Below are 17,774 nucleotides of genomic sequence, written 5' to 3'. Positions count from 1 at the left end.
TCTGACATTAATGTCCAGTTATCTCAATCAAGCGGATCATTTCCCCGACCGCTCCTTTCCAAACATCACGACGAAAGTCTTGGCGAACACCCAGGCATCCGTAGCAAGACTCGCATTGCGGACGTACTCCATCTCAATCGCCTGGCGCCGGCCGCTCTCGAAGTCAGCACCGTTTCGTTCATTCACCTGCCACCATCCGGTGATGCCGCAGGGAACGCTCAGAAGCTCTCTCTGCTCCTCTGGCGAGAAGTGTTGCTCTAGCTCGTCTTGGGTAATGGCGCGAGGACCCACGACCGACATGTCACCCTTGAGCACATTGATAAAGTTCGCTGTCTCATCAAGGCTAGTCTTCCTTAGGAAACGCCCGAGAGACGTGATGCGCGGGTCGCCATCAACCTTGCGTTCACGGTGCCACTGGAAGAGCTGTTCTGCACTGAGGTATTTCTCCACATCGTCGGAGTCAGCCACCATCGTCCTGAACTTATAGATACGAAACACACCCTTCTGCCCTACGCGGTCTTGGGAGTAGATCGGGCTTCCCTTGGTGTCAATCGCTATAAGAATGCTTAATATGAGACCAGGGACAAGGCCGACCATTATTGCTGCCAGGCTAAACACCACATCAAAGAAACGCTTGGCGATGCGGTAGCCGAGAGGTTTATTCGCGACCTCTTGGCAGACCTCGTGGGGACGCCCCTCAATCCGTTCAGAAACGCCACTATCGAAGCTCTCGCCAAGTTCTTCCCACTCTTCGGGCGTGACGCAGGTTTCCTCGATCTCTAGCGCGAGACTCACGCGTAAACCCTTCTGCCTTGCCAGGCCAGCTGATTGATTGGCAAACCTGCATACATGACCCCGAAATCGGTGTCGAACTCATTGCAGGACAGACCCGCACGCCAAGTCGTTTTGGGGGTCATATGACCACTGTCATTCGTATAGGGAGGTGCAATCTTGCGAGCATCCAACGAAACAGCTGCTTCTTCAAAGTGCAAGAAACACGGTACAACGTGCCGTGTTTCTTCCGTAGGCTCTATCACTATCGTGCACTCCCCGCTCTCAATGAGAGCCCCCCCCCGAGCGATGTCTGGATCATGCGTAGCCTTCGCTATCTCCAAGTTCACGCTCGCAGGAACATCGTTGCTAAGAAGTGCTGCATCCTGTATGGAATTGTCAAACGTTTGCTTCAATCCTTGCTTTCTTCTGCGTCATTCTGGGAGTATTCCCAGGCCGACGGTTGTTTTTATTCTCATGTTGCCTACGTGGAATTCGAGCATTGCCAGGCTATCAGCGCGCTTTACTCCTACGATGCGACCTTCGTAGCCTTTCAGGGGCCCTTGTGTTACTTCGAGCACGCCGCCTACCTTGTGACCGAAGCTCATGGGCACCACGCGGTTACCTCGGCTTGTGCTGGCTTCCAGCCATTCGCGCTCGTAGTCGCTTAGGGGAACGTACGTCTGACCGACCTTGACCACCCGGCAAAAGCCATTCACATAGCGCAGTACCCGCGCCAACTGGGAAGGGTCGTTTACCACCGCTATAAGGTAGCCCGGCATAAGAGGGCGCTCCACATTGCGCCACTCGCCACGCATCTTCTTTTGGGTTCGGTAGCGGGGCGCGAAACACTCGTCGAGTTTGAGCGGTTCACTCGGATCGTCGGGTTCGCCATCGCCATCAGACTCGCAGGTGTCACGCAATCCGTTGTCCCTGATAATATCGCTGGATTCAGCGGCCTTGTCGAATGCGCCGCCCGCTTCCCCCGCGCCATTATGCTCACCGACACCGGATTCCCCGGTTTTCCCAGGTAGCTCGCCTGCTTCGGCACATGCGGCTGTTATCAGCTTCACCATTTTGCGTTCCTGACCAGACATCACCTGTACCGGATACCAGTCGAGTCGGGGCATAGCTTCGCCGCTCCTTCCTTCAGGAAATCACAGAACCTCCCGCGAGCGCGGCTTCGCCACCCTCTTCGCCGGGAGCTGGGCCATTTGTGGGCACAGCTTCGCCATTGCCGCGCAAGGCCCTTTGTCAGACGTATTGTTCCCACGTCCACTGGCACTCTATGACAGGAGCTGCCAGCAGTCGCGCTGGGAGTATGTTCATGTTCGGGCCGCCACCATCAAGGCGGCTTCCCTTGGTGAGATCGCTCGCAAGCGGCCCCGCCAAGAGAAGCTGGCACCTACACGCCAGCCACCGTTAGCTTTTATTCGGCACCTCCATGGGCAGAAGCTCACAAAAGCCACTGTTCGGCCCGCCTACGCGCACCGTGCAGCAGCGGTGGTGCCGGTCGACCTTAAGCACGCGCGGCTCTTGGCCCACCAAGGGGCCGCTTTGTACGTGCAGCTGGCCGCCCTCTATCACCGCCGTGCTGTTGCGCAGCACGCGGTTAGCATCCATCGCAGCCTCAAGCCACGACTGTGCTTCAGCTGGCATCGGAGCAGGATCCGTGCCCGGCGCCCCCGCCATTTCAACGGGAAAGCTCAGCCGCGAGAGCTCGCGTGCCAGCGCTCGCCCATCGCGTGATGCGGCAACAATGTAGCCTTCGTGCATACGCACGGGTTCGAGCCGCCAGGTGCCACCACGCTTGAACCAGCGTTCCTTGCGAGCGACGAAAGCATCTTCCACCAGGCCGTTTGGCACGCACGAACGCACGCGCTCGCACGTGGCCGCCTCGCGCCCTTCGGGCACGCGCACAAGAAACCACCGTGCGCGAGTGTGCGGTACCTCAGCTGCACCGAAGTTACCAGCAAGCCTTTCGGCAGCAACAGCTGCGTTCGCACTCAACCCGATACACCTCCGTCCCGTATCGGAAACGCCTGTGTGAGATAAGCCCCTTTAACCGACGTCGTCAAAACGTACACGTTTAGAAAACGGGTGAAAGAGGGATGACAAAGCGCTGCCGCTGTCCGACTTTACGTGTGAAAAAAGCCCTATTCTGGGCTTTTACAAGAGGGGGAATATGTATAATGGTCAAGCTTTTGCGAGTTGAAAACGTGTACCTTTTGACGACACAAAAAGGCTATTCTGCCTGGGGTTTTAGTGTTTCTTTTTCGTAAGTTTGCCACCAATTTCGCACGCGCCTTTGTAGGTCGTCCGACGCGCCGCTGTTATCGAACACCACATCTGCTTGCGCAATGCGTTCTTCATCAGATATTTGCCGCGCGATGCGTCGTTGCACGTCGGCTTTGCCCCACCCATGCGCAACTGCACGCACTACACGCAACTGAACAGGGGCAACAACGGCAACCACCACATCGGCATCGCGCGCTATGGCGTCATCGCGGCTTTGAAATGCCGAAAACTCAACCGCTGCAGCCGCGCATCCCGCTGCTTCAAGCTCACGCAGTCGGCTTACACACGCCGCTTCAATACGCGGGCGGGTAATGCGGTTCAGTGTTTCGGTTGCTTCATCGGTTGCAAACGCTTTTGCCGCCAACACGGCGCGATCAACTTCTCCCTGGTCATCAATAACGCTGCGGCCAAACGCATCCGCAAGCTCTCGCTTCACATCCGCATATTCAAGCACCTCGTGACCCAGCTCATCCAAATCGATGCGCTGCGCCCCTGCATCGGCCAGCGCGGCACACACGGTGGACTTACCTGCACCCATGCCGCCCACAACAACAATCCGTTTCATGCGCCCGCATCCTTCCTCGCCCGTAGCGCTACACGATACTGGCAATCTTTCCCGCCACGTCAACGTTGCCCGCAATACCGATGTTGTTGATGATGATCAAATCGCCCACCCCGTGTTCCTTCATAAAGTCGACCACGTTGGTAGACGTGTAGCGGAAGTCGGCAATATACACATGCTGATAATGATCAACCAGCCATGGCACGAAGGCGTTGCCGTACGATTCCTTCACCACCACGCATGCCGAACCGTCCGTAATGTTTGGGTTGTGAATTTCGGCCCACGGCTGATCGCCGCCAATGAAGCAGTTGTACTTCGATCCCTGATTCCACGCCGACACGTCCTCGATAACGTTCCAATCAACCACGTTGCCCTCGGTGTCCGTAAACGTCATGTCGTTGGTGCCCTTCGGTGCCCACGTTTGCACCACATCGGGGTTTTTGGCCATCGAATCCAGCTTCAGCGACCCGTAATACGTTCCCAAGAACCCATCGAAGTCAACTTCCTCATAATCCGCAATGTTATGTGGCTCAATGCCCTTCTGCTCGCAGAAGTTACGGTAAATGTAGTAAGCCCCAAGCGCCGTCCAGTGATGGTCGGTGCGGAAGTACAAGTACTCGGAATTATGCTCGCGCAGCGTGTCGGTGGTAGGCACCGTGCGCACGCGCTCGTCATAGAGGCTGTAGTAGTACGAAATGGCGTCAGCTTGGTTCGACCCGCCAAGCGCCGCAAGCTCGTCATCGGACAGAAGCGCCCCCGAATTGTTGGGAATAACGATGGAATACACCATGCCCGCATCGCCTAAGTCCTGCACTGCCTTGTTCACAGCCGCAGAATACGCGTTCGCCGCTTCCTGCGTGAAGTAGTAGCGGCTGTAGCACGCCCCATCCTTCACGTACGTTCCGTTCATGATTTCGCCTTGAATGTTGGTCTCAAGTTCGGAGCTGTCGTAGTCCTCAGGCGGCTTCGCTTCGGGTGCAGGCGGCGGCGTGGTGGGCGCACTCGCTTGGTCGGGAATGTCGTCGGCCTGACGCTCACCGCCAATAACCTGCTCGTTCGGCTCGATGCCGTAGAAGCCGCGCATCCAATGGTTTACAGCCATCAGCTGATCGCGAAACGGGAACGTGTCGGCATACCACGTGGACACGTCCGCCGTAAACGAGCCATCCCAAAATGTTTCCCAGGTGATTTGCGGGAATTCCGTTAGCTTGCGGTTTTCCGCCTCGGATACCTGCGGGCGCAAGAACAAGCACAGCCCCAGTACGAAGCCCACGCACATTACTCCGTTGAATAGCTTGATGGCAAGCGTCCACCAGGTGCCCATGGTGCGCCGGTCGGCTTTCGAGAGCAGCATGGCTTGACGGGGCAGCAGATCGACGTCGGTCGCGCGGCGCTTACGGGCGCGCGGCGGTCGCGGCGGTTGCGAGGGACGCTGTGCTTGCGTGGGCTGTGCTGGCTGCGTGGGCTGCGGTGCTTGCGGCGTCGGTTCTTCCTGCGAAACTTGTTCTACCTGCGACACAAGCTCCGCTTGCGGCGTCTGTTCTTCCTGTGGCACCTGTTCCACGTACGCATTCTGTTCTGCTTGCTGCACTCGTTCCGTGTACACTTCCCGCTGCGCAAACGCTTCCTGTTCCGCATACGAGTTCTGTTCTACCTGCGGCGTCTGTTCCATATATGCGCTCTGTTCTGCCTGATCTTGGCCGATTTTGCGCTGTTGTTCCAAGTTACTCATAGTCACCACCCGCCGCTAGAACCTGAAATAGAGGAACGGATTGTAGCTGTCGCCCACCAGCGCCACCACCGACAGCAGCAACAGCACAATGGGCGTGGCAACCTCAATTATGTTGAGCGCCAGCAACGCCGCGGGCTTCTCGGCCGCAAACTCGAACATTTTGCCGCGCAGCCACTTACCAAACGGGAAACACGCCACAATGGAAAACGTCAGCAGGAACATATTCGACAGAAACACCGTGCCCACCTGCATGGTGTACAGGCCGCCGCCCGCGAATCCAAACATGCCCGCGAGCGCACAACTTAGCTGGGCAGGGTCGGTGTAGTAGAACAGAACCCACCCGAAGAACACCACCAGCAAAGCGTACACATGCCCAATTGGCTTCGGCATGCGGTCTTTAATAACAAACCGCTCCAACATCAAAAACACGAAATAGTACAAGCCCCACAGCACGAAGTTCCAGCTGGCTCCGTGCCAAAAGCCCGTAAGCGACCACACCACCGCGTAGTTCCGCACGATCTTTGGCGTTGAACAGCGGCTACCGCCGAGCGGAATGTACACGTAATCGCGGAAGAACGTGGACAGCGAAATGTGCCAACGCGACCAGAAATCCTTAATAGAGCGCGCCGTGTAGGGGTAGTTGAAGTTCTCCAGATAATGGAATCCCACCATGCGCCCCATACCAATAGCCATGTCGGAATACGCCGAGAAGTCCAGGTAGATTTGCAGCATGTAGAACAGCATGCCCAGCCACAGCCCCGCAGTCGATTGAAGCGACAACTCGTCAACGCCCGCAGGCAGAAGCGTGGCCACCGCCGCCGCGCACGAATTTGCCAGAATGGCCTTCTTCGCCAAGCCGATGCTGAAGCGCCGAATGCCAACGTACATGCCCATGCGGGTGAAACGGCGGTTGTCTATTTCGTCGGCAATAGTTTCGTAGCGAACAATAGGACCAGCGATGCACTGATGGAACAAGCTCGAATACAGCAGCAGCTTCCAAAAGCGCGGTTGCGGCTGAACCTGCCCACGGTACACGTCAACCACGTAGCTGATCAGCTGGAACGTGTAGAATGAAATGCCGATAGGTAACACGAAATCTGGAATAACCTCGGGCACCCCAAACACAGCCTGCACGTTACCCAGCAAAAATCCTGCGTACTTAAACACGCCCAGCAGTCCCAGCAAAATAACCAAGTGGGTAACAAGCAGCACCTTGCGAGCCTTATCGGTTGACGCGCGGCTAATCAGCAGCGCTATCAGCCAGCTCACAAACGTTTCGCCTACCAGCAAAAACAAGAATTTCGGCCCACCCCATGCGTAGAACACCAGCGAGAAGCCCAAAAGCACCGGATTGCGGTACTGGGCGCTCACGCGCGCGTACACGAACAGGTTCAGCGCCAAAAACGCAAAGATGAAAAGTAGGCTCGAGAAAACCACCGCTACGACCTTACTTCGAAGGAAAAATCTGCTTGTCTGTAGCTCGATTCTAGCACCTTTTCCTCGCATTACATCGCGGAAGCGCAACCGGATTCAATGCCGTTGTTTTCGGCAACGAGCACTTCGTCGCCGGCGTGCTTGACGGCAGTCGACGCACCTTCGCGAACTCCTAACCGAACCTAATTCGGTCCAATTTTTTGTCGGCGCTCCCCTCCCCATTCTCCCACACTGCGATTCTGTGCCGTAAGTGAAGCATGTAGGCGTACAATAGCTGTGGGGAGCTACAGAAAGGTGCGCCCATGAACTCGCGAAACACGCCAACAAAACGCCCGTCCGTCCGGAGGGATCGCGCTGCGCACGGAGACTACAACATACACGAGGACCGCGCTGCACGCAGGAGTCACGCTGCCCACGGGAACTACACTGCGCGTGGTGGCCGTTCTTCACGCGAGGGCCATACCGCACGCGAGGGCCGCAACTCACGTGGGAGCTACGGCACGCTCGGGGACCACAACTCGCTCGGAAACTACACTATACGTGGGGGCTACAGCACTGCCACGCACCCTTCCCTTCCGTTTAACCCACGCCTTGTCGGTTTAGCCGTGGCAGCCGTTGTGCTTGTTGTTGCACTCGCATTCGCGTTTTCCACCTGCTCGAAAGAAGACGCGCCGGCCGACAACGACGCTGCTGCTGCCAGTACGGCAGAAGCGGGCAACCGCGTGAGCTTCGTTGCCGTGGGCGACAACCTGCCCAACGAAACCATCGGCCAATACGCCGATTCCCTTGCCGGAGAAGCAGGCGACGGCACCTACGATTACGCACCCATTTACGAACCTCTTAAACCCTATGTGGAATCGGCCGACCTCGCCTACATCAAACAGGAAACGCATTTAGGAGGCGACGATATTGGGCCGCGCGGCTGGCCGTCGTTTAACACCACTGACGCCATGGCCGATGCAGTGGTGTCAACCGGTTTTGACCTGGTAGCTTCGGCGACGAACCACTCCTACGACTGGGGCACCTTCGGGGCTATCGAGCATTCGCGCAGCGTATGGGACACCAAACCCGTCGCATTCACCGGCACGGCCGCCAACGAGCAGCAGGCAGCCGAATTGGCAACCGTCGAACGAAATGGCATTACGTTCGCGCTGCTGGACTACACCTACGGCGTGAACGGATTTACGCAAGCCGATCTGCCCCCGTACGCTGTGAACTTCATCGACGAAGAACGCATCCGCACCGATGTGGCGCGCGCGAAGGAAGCTGCCGACGTGGTGCTCGTGGCTATGCACTGGGGAACCGAAAACCTGATGGAAGCCGACGAAGACCAGCTGCACTATGCGCAGCTTTTGGCCGACTTGGAAGTTGACGTGGTTTTGGGGTCGCATCCACACGTTATCGGGCCGCTTGGCTGGGTCGAAGGATCAACAGGACACAAGACGCTCGTGGCGTATTCTTTGGGCAACTTCCTGTCGTGTCACGAAACACCTGGTCTTGAAAACGAGCTGGAAGGCATGCTCTGCTGTGACTTCGTGCGCAACGACGATGGCGCTGTGAGTATCGAGAATGTGGTGTGGCGCCCCTTGGTGAACCACACCGCCGAGAACGATTACCGCGTATTCGCGCTTCGGGACTACACCCCCGAACTTGCCGGCTCGCATGTTGTGCTTAGCGCGCTGGACAACCCTATTGACCAGCTGCGCTCCACCACCACCAGCGTTATCGGAGATGGCTTTACGATCGACATGTAGAACGGCGCGAAGGTGTCGCGAAGTTGATGCGAATGTAAGCATGCCGACCTTCTGAGCACGCCGCCCTCCTGATCATGCCGACCTTCTGAGCACGCCGACCTCCTGAAAGCATCTCCTGAAAGACTCCATCTGCGCAGCCCACCTTTGTCGCCCTTCGACCACATCATGTGTGCCTTACGCAAAACGAGGGCCAGGACTTTTGATCGTCCCGGCCCTCAGCCTTTATGCGATATGACGCGATAGAGCGTGTGTGCTATTCAGCAGCAGGAGCTTCCTCGGCGGGAGCTTCGACCTTCTTTTCGGCCTTCTTCTTAGCCGGGCGCTCTTCAACCTGAATGCTCTCGTCAACTTCAATCTCAAAGCCCAGCTCAGCAGCGGCAGCCTTCATGGACAGAGAAATGCGGCGACGGTCGGGGTTGATCTCCATGACCTTCACCTTCACCTCCTGGCCAGCCTTCACAACCTGAGCGGGAGTGTCGATGTGGCGCATAGCCATCTCGGAAATGTGCACCAGGCCCTCGATGGACTGACCCAGCTCGATAAACGCGCCGAACGGAACGACCTTGGTCACCTTGCCGTCGACGATGGAGCCTACCGGATAAGACTCGACGAGCTTCACCCACGGATCCTCGGTGGTCTGCTTCAGGCCCAGCGAGATGCGCTCACGCTGCAGATCGACGTCGAGAACCTCGACCTCAACCTCGTCGCCAACCTTCACAACCTCGCTCGGATGGTTCACATGGTTCCACGACAGCTCGGAAATATGAACCAGACCGTCAATGCCGCCCAGGTCGACGAAGGCACCGAAGTCAACGATGGAGGAAACGGTACCCTTCAGGCGCATGCCCTTGGACAGCTTGGCCAGAATTTCGGCGCGCTCGTTCTTGCGGCCTTCCTCAAGCAGCACACGGCGGGACAGCACGACGTTGTTGCGGTTGCGATCCATCTCGATGACGCGAGCTTCGATCTCGGTGTTCAGGTACATGTCGAGATCCTTCACGCGGCGCAGGTCAACCAGCGACGCCGGCAGGAAGCCACGCAGGCCGATGTCGAGAATCAGGCCGCCCTTGACGACCTCGATAACCTCGCCGGTAACAACTTCGCCAGCCTTGAACTTCTCTTCGACACGAATCCATGCGCGCTCGTACTCGGCGCGCTTCTTGGAAAGGATCAGACGACCGTCCTTGTCTTCCTTCTGCAGAACCAGCGCCTCAATCTTCTCGCCCAGCTCGACGATGTCGGACGGATCGGCGTCCTTGCGGATGGACAGCTCGCGGGAGGGAATAACGCCCTCGCTCTTGAACCCGATGTCGACCAGAACCTCGTCATGCTCGATCTTCACCACGGTGCCGTCAACGAGATCACCCTCGTCAAACTCGGTCAGCGTGCCATCGATCATGGCGTTCATCTGCTCGTCGGTGACGTCCTCGAAGTCGATGACGGACGTGTTCTTGATTTCGGTCAAAACGGACCCCTTTCGGAAAAACGGGGAACCCTTCGTCATGATTGCTTACAGTTACCATGTTCGCCTACATACGGCTCGGCGCTCTGCAGAAAACATGTCTCGGGGGCCAACATTACTGCGCCTGCGGACCTTTCCCGCAGGCCCGACTAGTTTACCACGCGCGCGCGAGCGACTGACGGCGAATTTGATCGCTCGCACAGTTTTTTCGCGGATATGTTGCCGATGCGACACGCCTTTGTTACCAAGCGTGACATCTTGCAGATATTGTCACGCCTACATGGTGAAATGCAGGTTGAAAAGCGTGTCGAAGAGCCGCGCGAGAAACGTGTCGAAGGGTCACACCAAATGACGCACTTCAACACACTTCGACACTCTTTACCACGCGAGAGAGGGCCGAAGTCACGCTTCTTATGCGTTGGAACCCTGGGCACACTTGGCACACACGCCGTTAAACATTACCTGATGCCCCTCGACAATGAATCCATCGGGCACCTGCGCACAGCCGGACAACTGCTGCACTTCGGGCACCTCAACGTCGACCACCGCTCCGCACACCCGACAGCGAGCATGATAATGCACATCGTTGCGAAAATCGTAGCGATCAGCGCCTCCGGGTACTTCCACACGCAGTACGTCACCACGTGCCGCCAACACACCCAGGTTGCGATACACCGTAGCGCGCGAAATGCCGGGGTGTTTTCTGCTCACCACGTCGTACACGTCAGCCGACGTGGGATGACTGCGAAGCGAGCGCACCGCATCAAGCACCAACGTGCGCTGAATAGTGTTGCGCGTTGCAGCATGCTCGGTCATCTTTGTTCCTTTCTTCGTTATTAGGATTATATATCAATAAGAGGCTGTGGCTCCACACTTCCCGCTATCGGGCGCGCTCGGGGCTTTCACCCGTGAGAAACGTGCGTATGCTCGGCACACTTAAAAAAGGAGCCGCAACAGCAAACCCGTTGCGACTCCTTTGTGCCTTAGTAAGCGTTAAGAGCAGGTGTTTTGTTCCAAGCAAACCCTTACTTGTGCGGCATGCTCCAATCGTGATGATCGCTGTGCAGCAAGTGATGCGGACGCTCGCCACACGGCGCTCCAAAGTACTCTTCGTAAGCCTGCAACACCGTGGGGTTCTCATGCGAGAAGCGCAGGTCGGCATGCTTGTCTAAGCCGTACAGGATGTCGCCGCGAACACCAGCAAGCTCCTGCCCGTCATGGATGGGCTGCCCGCCGCCACCAGCGCAGCCGCCCGGGCACGCCATAATCTCGACGAAGTCGTACTGCACTTCGCCCGCATCCAGTGCGGCAAGCAGGCGATTGGTGTTCGCCAGACCAGAAGCCACGGCAACGCGCAGCGGAATGCCAGCCAAATCGAAGGTGGCTTCCTTCCAGCCGTCCAAGCCACGCACGTCACGGAATGCGTCCGGGTCGGGATTCTCGCCCGTTACCAGGAAGTACGCGCTACGCAGCGCAGCTTCCATAACACCGCCCGTTGCGCCGAAGATCACACCAGCACCCGTTGCGTTACCGAGCGGATTGTCGAACTCTTCTTCCTCAAGCTCACGCGGATCGATGCCACACTCGCGCAGCATACGAGCCATCTCGCGCGTGGTAACCGACAGATCGACGTCCTGACCAGCGCCTGCATCGTTCATATTCTCCAGCGCGCACTCGTGCTTCTTGGCAACGCAGGGCATAACCGACATGCAGAAGATCTTGTTCGGGTCGATACCTTCCTTCTCGGCAAACCACGTTTTGGCAGCAGCGCCAAACATCTGCTGCGGGCTTTTTGCCGTGGACAGCTGATCAACGTACTGCGGCCACTGGGCCTTGATATAACGAACCCAACCCGGGCAGCACGACGTGAACATGGGGAACGTCTCGTTCTCGGCATTCTTCACACGCGCGACGAACTCGCTTCCCTCTTCCATGATGGTCAGGTCGGCAGACCAGTCGGTGTCGAACACGTAGTCGAAGCCAATGCGACGAAGCGCGGATGCCATGCGACCCGGCGTGGCCTCTTCGCGCGGAATGCCCCACGATTCAGCCCATGCGGCACGAACAGCCGGAGCAACCTGAACTACCGTAATGGTGTCGGGATCATTGATGGCGGCGAACACGCGGGCCGTGTCGTCACGCGCCGTGAGCGCACCAACCGGGCAATGAGTGATGCACTGGCCGCACAGCGTGCACGGCGACTCTTCGATGCTTGCTGCAGCAACGTCGACACCGCCTGCCGGAGTTGCCTTCCACACGCCGCTTGCCTGCACGCGCTCGCAGATGTTCACGCAGCGCATGCAACGGATACACTTGCTAGCATCGCGGATAAGCGGGAAGTCCTGCGGCCAATCCTGAGCTGCGGGAACGCCTTCAAAGGAAGGTGCCGCAAACGCACCCATGTTGAAGTCATTCGACAGCGTTTGCAGCTTGCAGTTGCCGCTGCGAATACACGTGGTGCATTCGACGTTATGGGTGGACAGAATGAGTGCGAGGTTTTCCTTGCGAGCGGTGCGCACGCGAGATGTGTTGGCGCGCACCACCATGCCGTCAACCACGGGCGTGTTGCACGCAGCCACCAGCTCGTCTTGCCCCTCAACTTCGACCACGCAGATGCGGCACGACGCGATTTCATTCACGTCCTTCAGGTAACACAGCGTGGGAATATACACGCCTGCCTGGCCGGCTGCCTCCAGAATCGTTGTTCCTTCGGAAACTTCGACCTCGCGGCCGTTGATGGTTACCTTAAACATACTGGATCCTGCCCCCTTCCAGAACGCCGCAGCCGTAATGGTCGCAGCGCAGGCAGCGGCCGCACTCCTGCACGGCCTCTTCGCGGCTCATCGGGTTCTCGATATACTCGAAATCGCGCTTACGCTCGCGAGCGGGACGCTCGGTAATGTTCACGCGACCACAAGCAGTGCGATTGTTGGGCTTGGCGGCGGGCGCTTCTACGCCGCAGTCAAGCGTATGGTTGTACCCCAGATATGCGTCGATGTTGCGTGCGGCAACTTTGCCGGCGCCAATTGCCATAATGGCAGATGCGGGGCCAGTCTGGCAGTCGCCACCAACGAACACGCCTTCCAGACCTTCGGCCTCTAGGCCTTCGCTGGCCCTGAAGCAGCCACGCTCGGCCGGCATGCCGAATTCCTCGAAGGGCGCGGACACGATGTCCTGGCCAACCGCAATGAGGATGATGTCAGCATCGATGTGGTTCTCGGGTTTGTCGGCTGTCACCGGCGCGGGACGACCGCGCTTCACTTCGCCGATCATCTGCGGCTGCGTGCGCAGTCCGCACACCTTGCCTTCGCCGTCAACTTCGATAGCAACTGGTGCCTCAAGCGTGACCATCTCAACGCCTTCAGCCATGGCACCCTCAACCTCGGCGGGAAGCGCCGTCATGTCCTCAAGACGGCGGCGATACACGCACGTAACCTCTTCGGCACCCGCACGCACGCTCGTACGACAGCAATCCATGGCAACATTGCCGCCGCCGATGATGGCAACCTTCTTGCCGGTGAAGTCGGGATAATCGCCGTCACCGATGGCCCGCAGCAAATCAACCGCCGACGACACGCCCTGCGCGTCGATGTTTTCCAAGCGCAGGCTCTTGCCCGTGTGTGCACCGATAGCAACGTACACCGCATCGTAAGAATCGGCCAGTTCGCGCATCTTATCAGCGTCAACGTAGCAGTTCGTGGTAACGGTGATGCCGCCCACGGAAAGAATGGCGTTAACGTCTTCGTCCAGGCGCTCACGCGGGAAGCGGTATGCGGGAATGCCGTAGCGCAGCATGCCGCCCAGCTTGTCGCGCGACTCGAACACGTCAACGGCGTGCCCCATCAGCGCCAGGTAGTAGGCGCAAGTAAGACCCGAGGGGCCCGCACCCACAACGGCCACCTTGCGGCCTGATTCCGGCAAGCGAGCAGGAACGGGGGCCTTGTCGGCAGCGCAGCTGTCAACCGCATACTTCTTGATGCCGCGAATATTGATAGGAGCGTCGATGAGCGTACGGCGGCAGCGCTCTTCGCACGGATGCTCACATACCAAAGCGCATGCCGTGGGGAACGGGTTGTCCTTGCGAACCATCTGCACGGCACCCGCATAGTCGCCCTCAGCCACCAAGGCAATGTAGGCGGGCACATTCACGTGCGCCGGACACATGGCCTCACACGGCACCTTCTGGGCGATGTCGTCACAGCACGTGTGTGCCATTACATGGCTTTCGTATTCGGCGGCGAATGCATCCAGGCCATCGAGCACATCCGCAGCGGCATTGTAGCCGATCGCGCAGTCGGCGGAATCGCGGATCATGGTTGCCAGCGAGCGAATTTCGTCAAGCGCCGCCTTATCGGCGTCGCAGTCGAGCACGCGCTTGATCATAGCTGCCAGTTGCGGCAACCCATCGCGACACGGCACGCACTTTCCGCACGTCTGCGAAGCACCAGCTTCCAGCAACGTCAGCTGTACGGCAACCGGGCACGTGCCCGGAGGCGTGGCTTCGATGCGGCGCTGATACCTTTCCATGAAACCAGCGATCTTTGCGTCGGCCCTCGACGCGGGCGCGACAGATAATTTGCTCATCGCTTACCCCCCAATCTCGTCTGCTTATCTTCGCAGCGCGCGAAGACTTATCGCGATCAATTATCGCACAGGCACCCATGAACTTCTTTGAGGGAATCTGCCGAAATGCAGTTTTTTTGCAGCCATGGGGTAGTCATGGGGAAGTTGTCGAAGAATTCGCGTTCAAATGCCAATGTCGCAGCTAGCACGGCCTGCTCGCTACAGCCTCCCACACGGGCGATTTCACTCGCAGTGTGCGCAAGGGTATCGGCATGACGGCGCGCGTCAACCATCGCACCCGACGCTGCCGGCTCATCGGTTTCCAGCAACAAGCGATCAAGCGGCATGGCCTTCACGTACTCCCGACCCCGACGCGTTTCGAGCATACGCATGCTCACCGAAAACCAGCACCCCATCTGCTTGGCGCGATGCAGTTCGTCAGAGGTACCACTGAACCAATGAAGAATGCACACCTGACTGCTTGCACAGCCGGTCTGTTCAAGCACGTCGAGCACACGGCTTGCCGCCCGCACCGAATGCAGCGACACAGCACGCCGACAACCACCCTCAGCGCACGGCTTCGCACATGCGGCAATCGCCCGATCGAAGGCGAACGTCATCAGGCGCTGGCGTGCAGGCGTTGCCTGATCGAAGCGCTTGCCAAAATCGAGTCCGATTTCACCTACAAACCTCGCTCGCTGCACCACGTGCTCAAACCGCGTCACGTCGTCTTCTCCGCACGTTCCGTCAAGCACCCACCACGGATGCAAACCAACGCCCACCCGCACGTTCGAGTGAGCGCCAAGTTCTTCGATGAGCCGCTCGTACTCGGCCGGCTCAACTGTATTCGAAAAACAGCGCACACCCCATGCTGCTAAATCGTCAGCAGCTCTCACGGCGTCAACCGCAAACCCCAGATGACAATGCGCATCGAGTATCATCTGCGCCCTCCCTCTTCCATACCGGCAAGCCGACGGATCACCCATCCCGCAAGCATCTGCCCCATGATCGGCGGCATGTAGGAAACCGTACCCAAATTCGATCGGTCGCTACGAGACGCCCCTTCGCTTACGGGAACAGGAACGGGCTGTTCACGCGAATACAGCACATCGAGCTTTCGAATGCCACGCTTGCGCGCTTCTTTACGCATAATGCGACAAAGCGGACAGTTCATCGTGTTGAACACGTCATCAAAGCGAAGCGATTCCGGATACAGCTTGTTCGCAATACCCATGGCGCTCACCAAAGGGAAGCCCTGATTGTCAGCGAGCTCGGCAAGGGCAAGCTTCACCGCAACCGAATCAAGGGCGTCTACCACGTAGTCAACCCTTTCGAAGGAATCAAGCAGCGCACTAACATTGTCAGACAACACCAGCATATGACGAGTATCAACAGCGATGTCTGGGTTGATATCGCGCACCATGGCCTTACACACGTCAACCTTTCGACGTCCCACCGTGCTCTGAAACGCAATAGCCTGACGATTGATGTTACTTGGCTGCACCACATCGCGATCAACAAGGACTAGGTGGCCTACACCCCCGCGCGCCAGCGCTTCAACACAGTTCGACCCTACGCCCCCTAAGCCCAGCACCATCACCGTTGAGTTGGCAAGCCGCTGGAGGCCCTCATGTCCCATGATGCGCTCGAGCCGTGATGTTTCGCGCTCATCATTGCTCGCAACCCCCTGACATTCGCAGCTCTCGCCACAGTGTTTTGCATGCTGCATATCCATAAACCGACCGTGCACCCTTTCCCTTCAACCAATCATGTGGCAATTCTATCCGCTTCCGCTTCATTTCGAATCGTTTTCTCGTTTTTCCGCCATCGTTTTCCAGCTTGCGCAATCAAAGGGGTAGACTTGCCCATGGTAAGAACATGCACTCGCATGACGCGAAGGAGGAATCGTGTATAAGGTTCATTGCCTGAACAACATCTCGAACGTCGGTCTTGCGCTACTGAGCAGCGATTACGAACTGACCGACACCATCGACGAAGCGGACGCCATTCTGGTTCGCAGCGCCAACATGCACGACATGGACATTCCCGAAACGTGCAAGGCCGTCGCACGCGCCGGTGCCGGCGTGAACAACATCCCACTTGAGGCGCTCGCTGAACGCGGTATCCCGGTGTTTAACACTCCCGGAGCAAACGCCAACGCCGTGAAGGAACTCGTGGTGTGCGGCATGCTGCTGGCAGCTCGCGACGTAGTTGGTGGTATCGCATGGTGTCGCGAAAACGCTGATGACGAAAACATCGGCAAGTCGGCCGAAAAAGCCAAAAAGCAGTTCGCTGGCGGCGAAATCAGCGGCAAGACCTTAGGCGTCATTGGCTTGGGAGCCATCGGCGCTCTGGTCGTTCAGGCTGCAGAAGCGTTGGGTATGAAAACGATCGGATATGACCCCTTCATCACGGCGGAGCGTGCTGCTGCCATATCTTCTGAAATGACCTTTACTGCCGATCTCGCCGACATCTACGCTGCGAGCGACTACATTACCATTCACGTACCGGCGCTTGCCAGCACCAAAGGCATGATCAATGCCGATGCCATCGCTCAGATGAAAGATGGTGTGGTGTTCCTGAATTTCGCGCGTGACACGTTGGTGAATGACGCCGACATGGCATGTGCCCTGAAAGAGGGCAAGGTAGCCCGGTACGTGACCGACTTCGCGAACCCCGCCGTCATGGCTATGGACAACGCACTGGTTATCCCCCACTTGGGCGCAAGCACCGCAGAAGCCGAGGACAACTGCGCAAAGATGGCCGTCACCGAGATCATGGAATACTTGGAAACCGGCAAGAAGACGCACTGCGTGAACATGAAGGACTAATGCAAAGGGCGAACTATCCCGCATAATCGATCCCAAAAGAGTCCGAAAATGCCCCTTGAGCGTCCACCCCAAAAGGGTGGCAACACTCAAGGGGCTTTGTCATCTATGCCAACCGATAAATTCCCCATCCAAACCCCGCCACGCACGTCCAAACAAGCAAAAGGCCCCGCATGATACGGGGCCTTGTTTGTTGTTGTGAGATAAAGGGGCCAAACACACAGGTGGCACTAAAACACACATGTGCCCCCCGCGAGCGCGGCACCCTATCCTCCCACGGGCTTGCCCCGCAGTACTTTCGGCGATGGCGGGCTTAACTACCGAGTTCGGAACGGTATCGGGTGTGTCCCCGCCTCCATGGCCACGCTCG

Annotated in this window: 14 protein-coding genes and 1 rRNA gene; 2 read left to right on the top strand and 13 right to left on the bottom strand. The window is 57.9% G+C overall.

Annotated elements, in window-relative coordinates:
* Positions 1-36: 36 nt before the first annotated feature.
* From G7Y44_RS09190 to G7Y44_RS09165, 6 genes are all read right to left on the bottom strand, one after another.
* Entirely contained in the window at positions 37-795 is a 759-nt protein-coding gene (locus G7Y44_RS09190; protein ID WP_165249290.1) for a sugar transferase, read from the bottom strand.
* Between the two features lie 410 nt (positions 796-1,205).
* Positions 1,206-1,901 (bottom strand): hypothetical protein, encoded by a 696-nt coding sequence (locus G7Y44_RS09185; protein WP_165249289.1) that lies wholly within the window; start codon positions 1,899-1,901, stop codon positions 1,206-1,208.
* Between the two features lie 292 nt (positions 1,902-2,193).
* Entirely contained in the window at positions 2,194-2,781 is a 588-nt protein-coding gene (locus tag G7Y44_RS09180) for a hypothetical protein (RefSeq protein WP_165249287.1), read from the bottom strand.
* 235 nt (positions 2,782-3,016) lie between these two features.
* Positions 3,017-3,634 carry a dephospho-CoA kinase gene (gene coaE, locus G7Y44_RS09175; protein ID WP_165249286.1) on the bottom strand — a complete coding sequence of 206 codons (618 nt, stop codon included), beginning with the start codon at positions 3,632-3,634 and terminating at the stop codon, positions 3,017-3,019.
* A gap of 28 nt (positions 3,635-3,662) precedes the next feature.
* On the bottom strand, positions 3,663-5,363 hold the full coding sequence (locus G7Y44_RS09170; RefSeq protein ID WP_165249284.1) for a DHHW family protein: 1,701 nt from the start codon (positions 5,361-5,363) through the stop codon (positions 3,663-3,665).
* Between the two features lie 15 nt (positions 5,364-5,378).
* Positions 5,379-6,800 carry an MBOAT family O-acyltransferase gene (locus G7Y44_RS09165; protein ID WP_165249283.1) on the bottom strand — a complete coding sequence of 474 codons (1,422 nt, stop codon included), beginning with the start codon at positions 6,798-6,800 and terminating at the stop codon, positions 5,379-5,381.
* Between the two features lie 299 nt (positions 6,801-7,099).
* Here G7Y44_RS09165 and G7Y44_RS09160 point away from each other — a divergent pair, with 299 nt between their 5' ends.
* Positions 7,100-8,551, top strand: coding sequence for a CapA family protein (locus tag G7Y44_RS09160; protein WP_165249281.1), 1,452 nt, complete (start codon positions 7,100-7,102; stop codon positions 8,549-8,551).
* Positions 8,552-8,804: 253 nt separating this feature from the next.
* Here G7Y44_RS09160 and rpsA read toward each other — a convergent pair whose 3' ends face one another.
* The 6 genes from rpsA to G7Y44_RS09130 all read right to left on the bottom strand — a co-directional run bounded on the left by rpsA (position 8,805) and on the right by G7Y44_RS09130 (position 16,311).
* Positions 8,805-10,016, bottom strand: coding sequence for a 30S ribosomal protein S1 (gene rpsA / locus G7Y44_RS09155; RefSeq protein ID WP_165046245.1), 1,212 nt, complete (start codon positions 10,014-10,016; stop codon positions 8,805-8,807).
* A 408-nt stretch (positions 10,017-10,424) separates the two neighbouring features.
* Positions 10,425-10,829, bottom strand: a complete 405-nt coding sequence (locus G7Y44_RS09150) for a Fur family transcriptional regulator (protein ID WP_165249280.1) — start codon at positions 10,827-10,829, stop codon at positions 10,425-10,427.
* A 209-nt stretch (positions 10,830-11,038) separates the two neighbouring features.
* Positions 11,039-12,766, bottom strand: a complete 1,728-nt coding sequence (locus G7Y44_RS09145) for a [FeFe] hydrogenase, group A (RefSeq protein ID WP_165249278.1) — start codon at positions 12,764-12,766, stop codon at positions 11,039-11,041.
* The gene (locus G7Y44_RS09140) at positions 12,759-14,597 is read right to left on the bottom strand and encodes an NAD(P)-binding protein (protein ID WP_165249276.1); all 1,839 of its coding nucleotides are present in this window, start codon (positions 14,595-14,597) and stop codon (positions 12,759-12,761) included. The genes G7Y44_RS09145 and G7Y44_RS09140 overlap by 8 nt, the downstream gene beginning before the upstream one ends.
* Positions 14,598-14,653: 56 nt before the next feature.
* Positions 14,654-15,517 carry a TatD family hydrolase gene (locus G7Y44_RS09135; protein ID WP_165249274.1) on the bottom strand — a complete coding sequence of 288 codons (864 nt, stop codon included), beginning with the start codon at positions 15,515-15,517 and terminating at the stop codon, positions 14,654-14,656.
* Positions 15,514-16,311, bottom strand: a complete 798-nt coding sequence (locus G7Y44_RS09130) for a tRNA threonylcarbamoyladenosine dehydratase (RefSeq protein ID WP_241159241.1) — start codon at positions 16,309-16,311, stop codon at positions 15,514-15,516. The genes G7Y44_RS09135 and G7Y44_RS09130 overlap by 4 nt, the downstream gene beginning before the upstream one ends.
* A 172-nt stretch (positions 16,312-16,483) precedes the next feature.
* Between G7Y44_RS09130 and G7Y44_RS09125 the strand changes: the two genes are divergently transcribed.
* Positions 16,484-17,407, top strand: coding sequence for a 3-phosphoglycerate dehydrogenase (locus G7Y44_RS09125; protein WP_165249273.1), 924 nt, complete (start codon positions 16,484-16,486; stop codon positions 17,405-17,407).
* Positions 17,408-17,657: 250 nt separating this feature from the next.
* On the opposite strand, the gene rrf is transcribed toward G7Y44_RS09125, so the two are convergent.
* Positions 17,658-17,773: ribosomal RNA gene (rrf, locus tag G7Y44_RS09120) — 5S ribosomal RNA — on the bottom strand.
* Between the last annotated feature and the right edge of the window lies 1 nt (position 17,774).

Origin of the sequence: Adlercreutzia sp. ZJ141 (assembly GCF_011038965.1) — a bacterium.
In the GTDB taxonomy this organism is placed as follows: domain Bacteria; phylum Actinomycetota; class Coriobacteriia; order Coriobacteriales; family Eggerthellaceae; genus ZJ141.
Note: the sequence above shows the minus strand (reverse complement) of the source record. Positions and strands in the feature narration are given on the sequence as shown.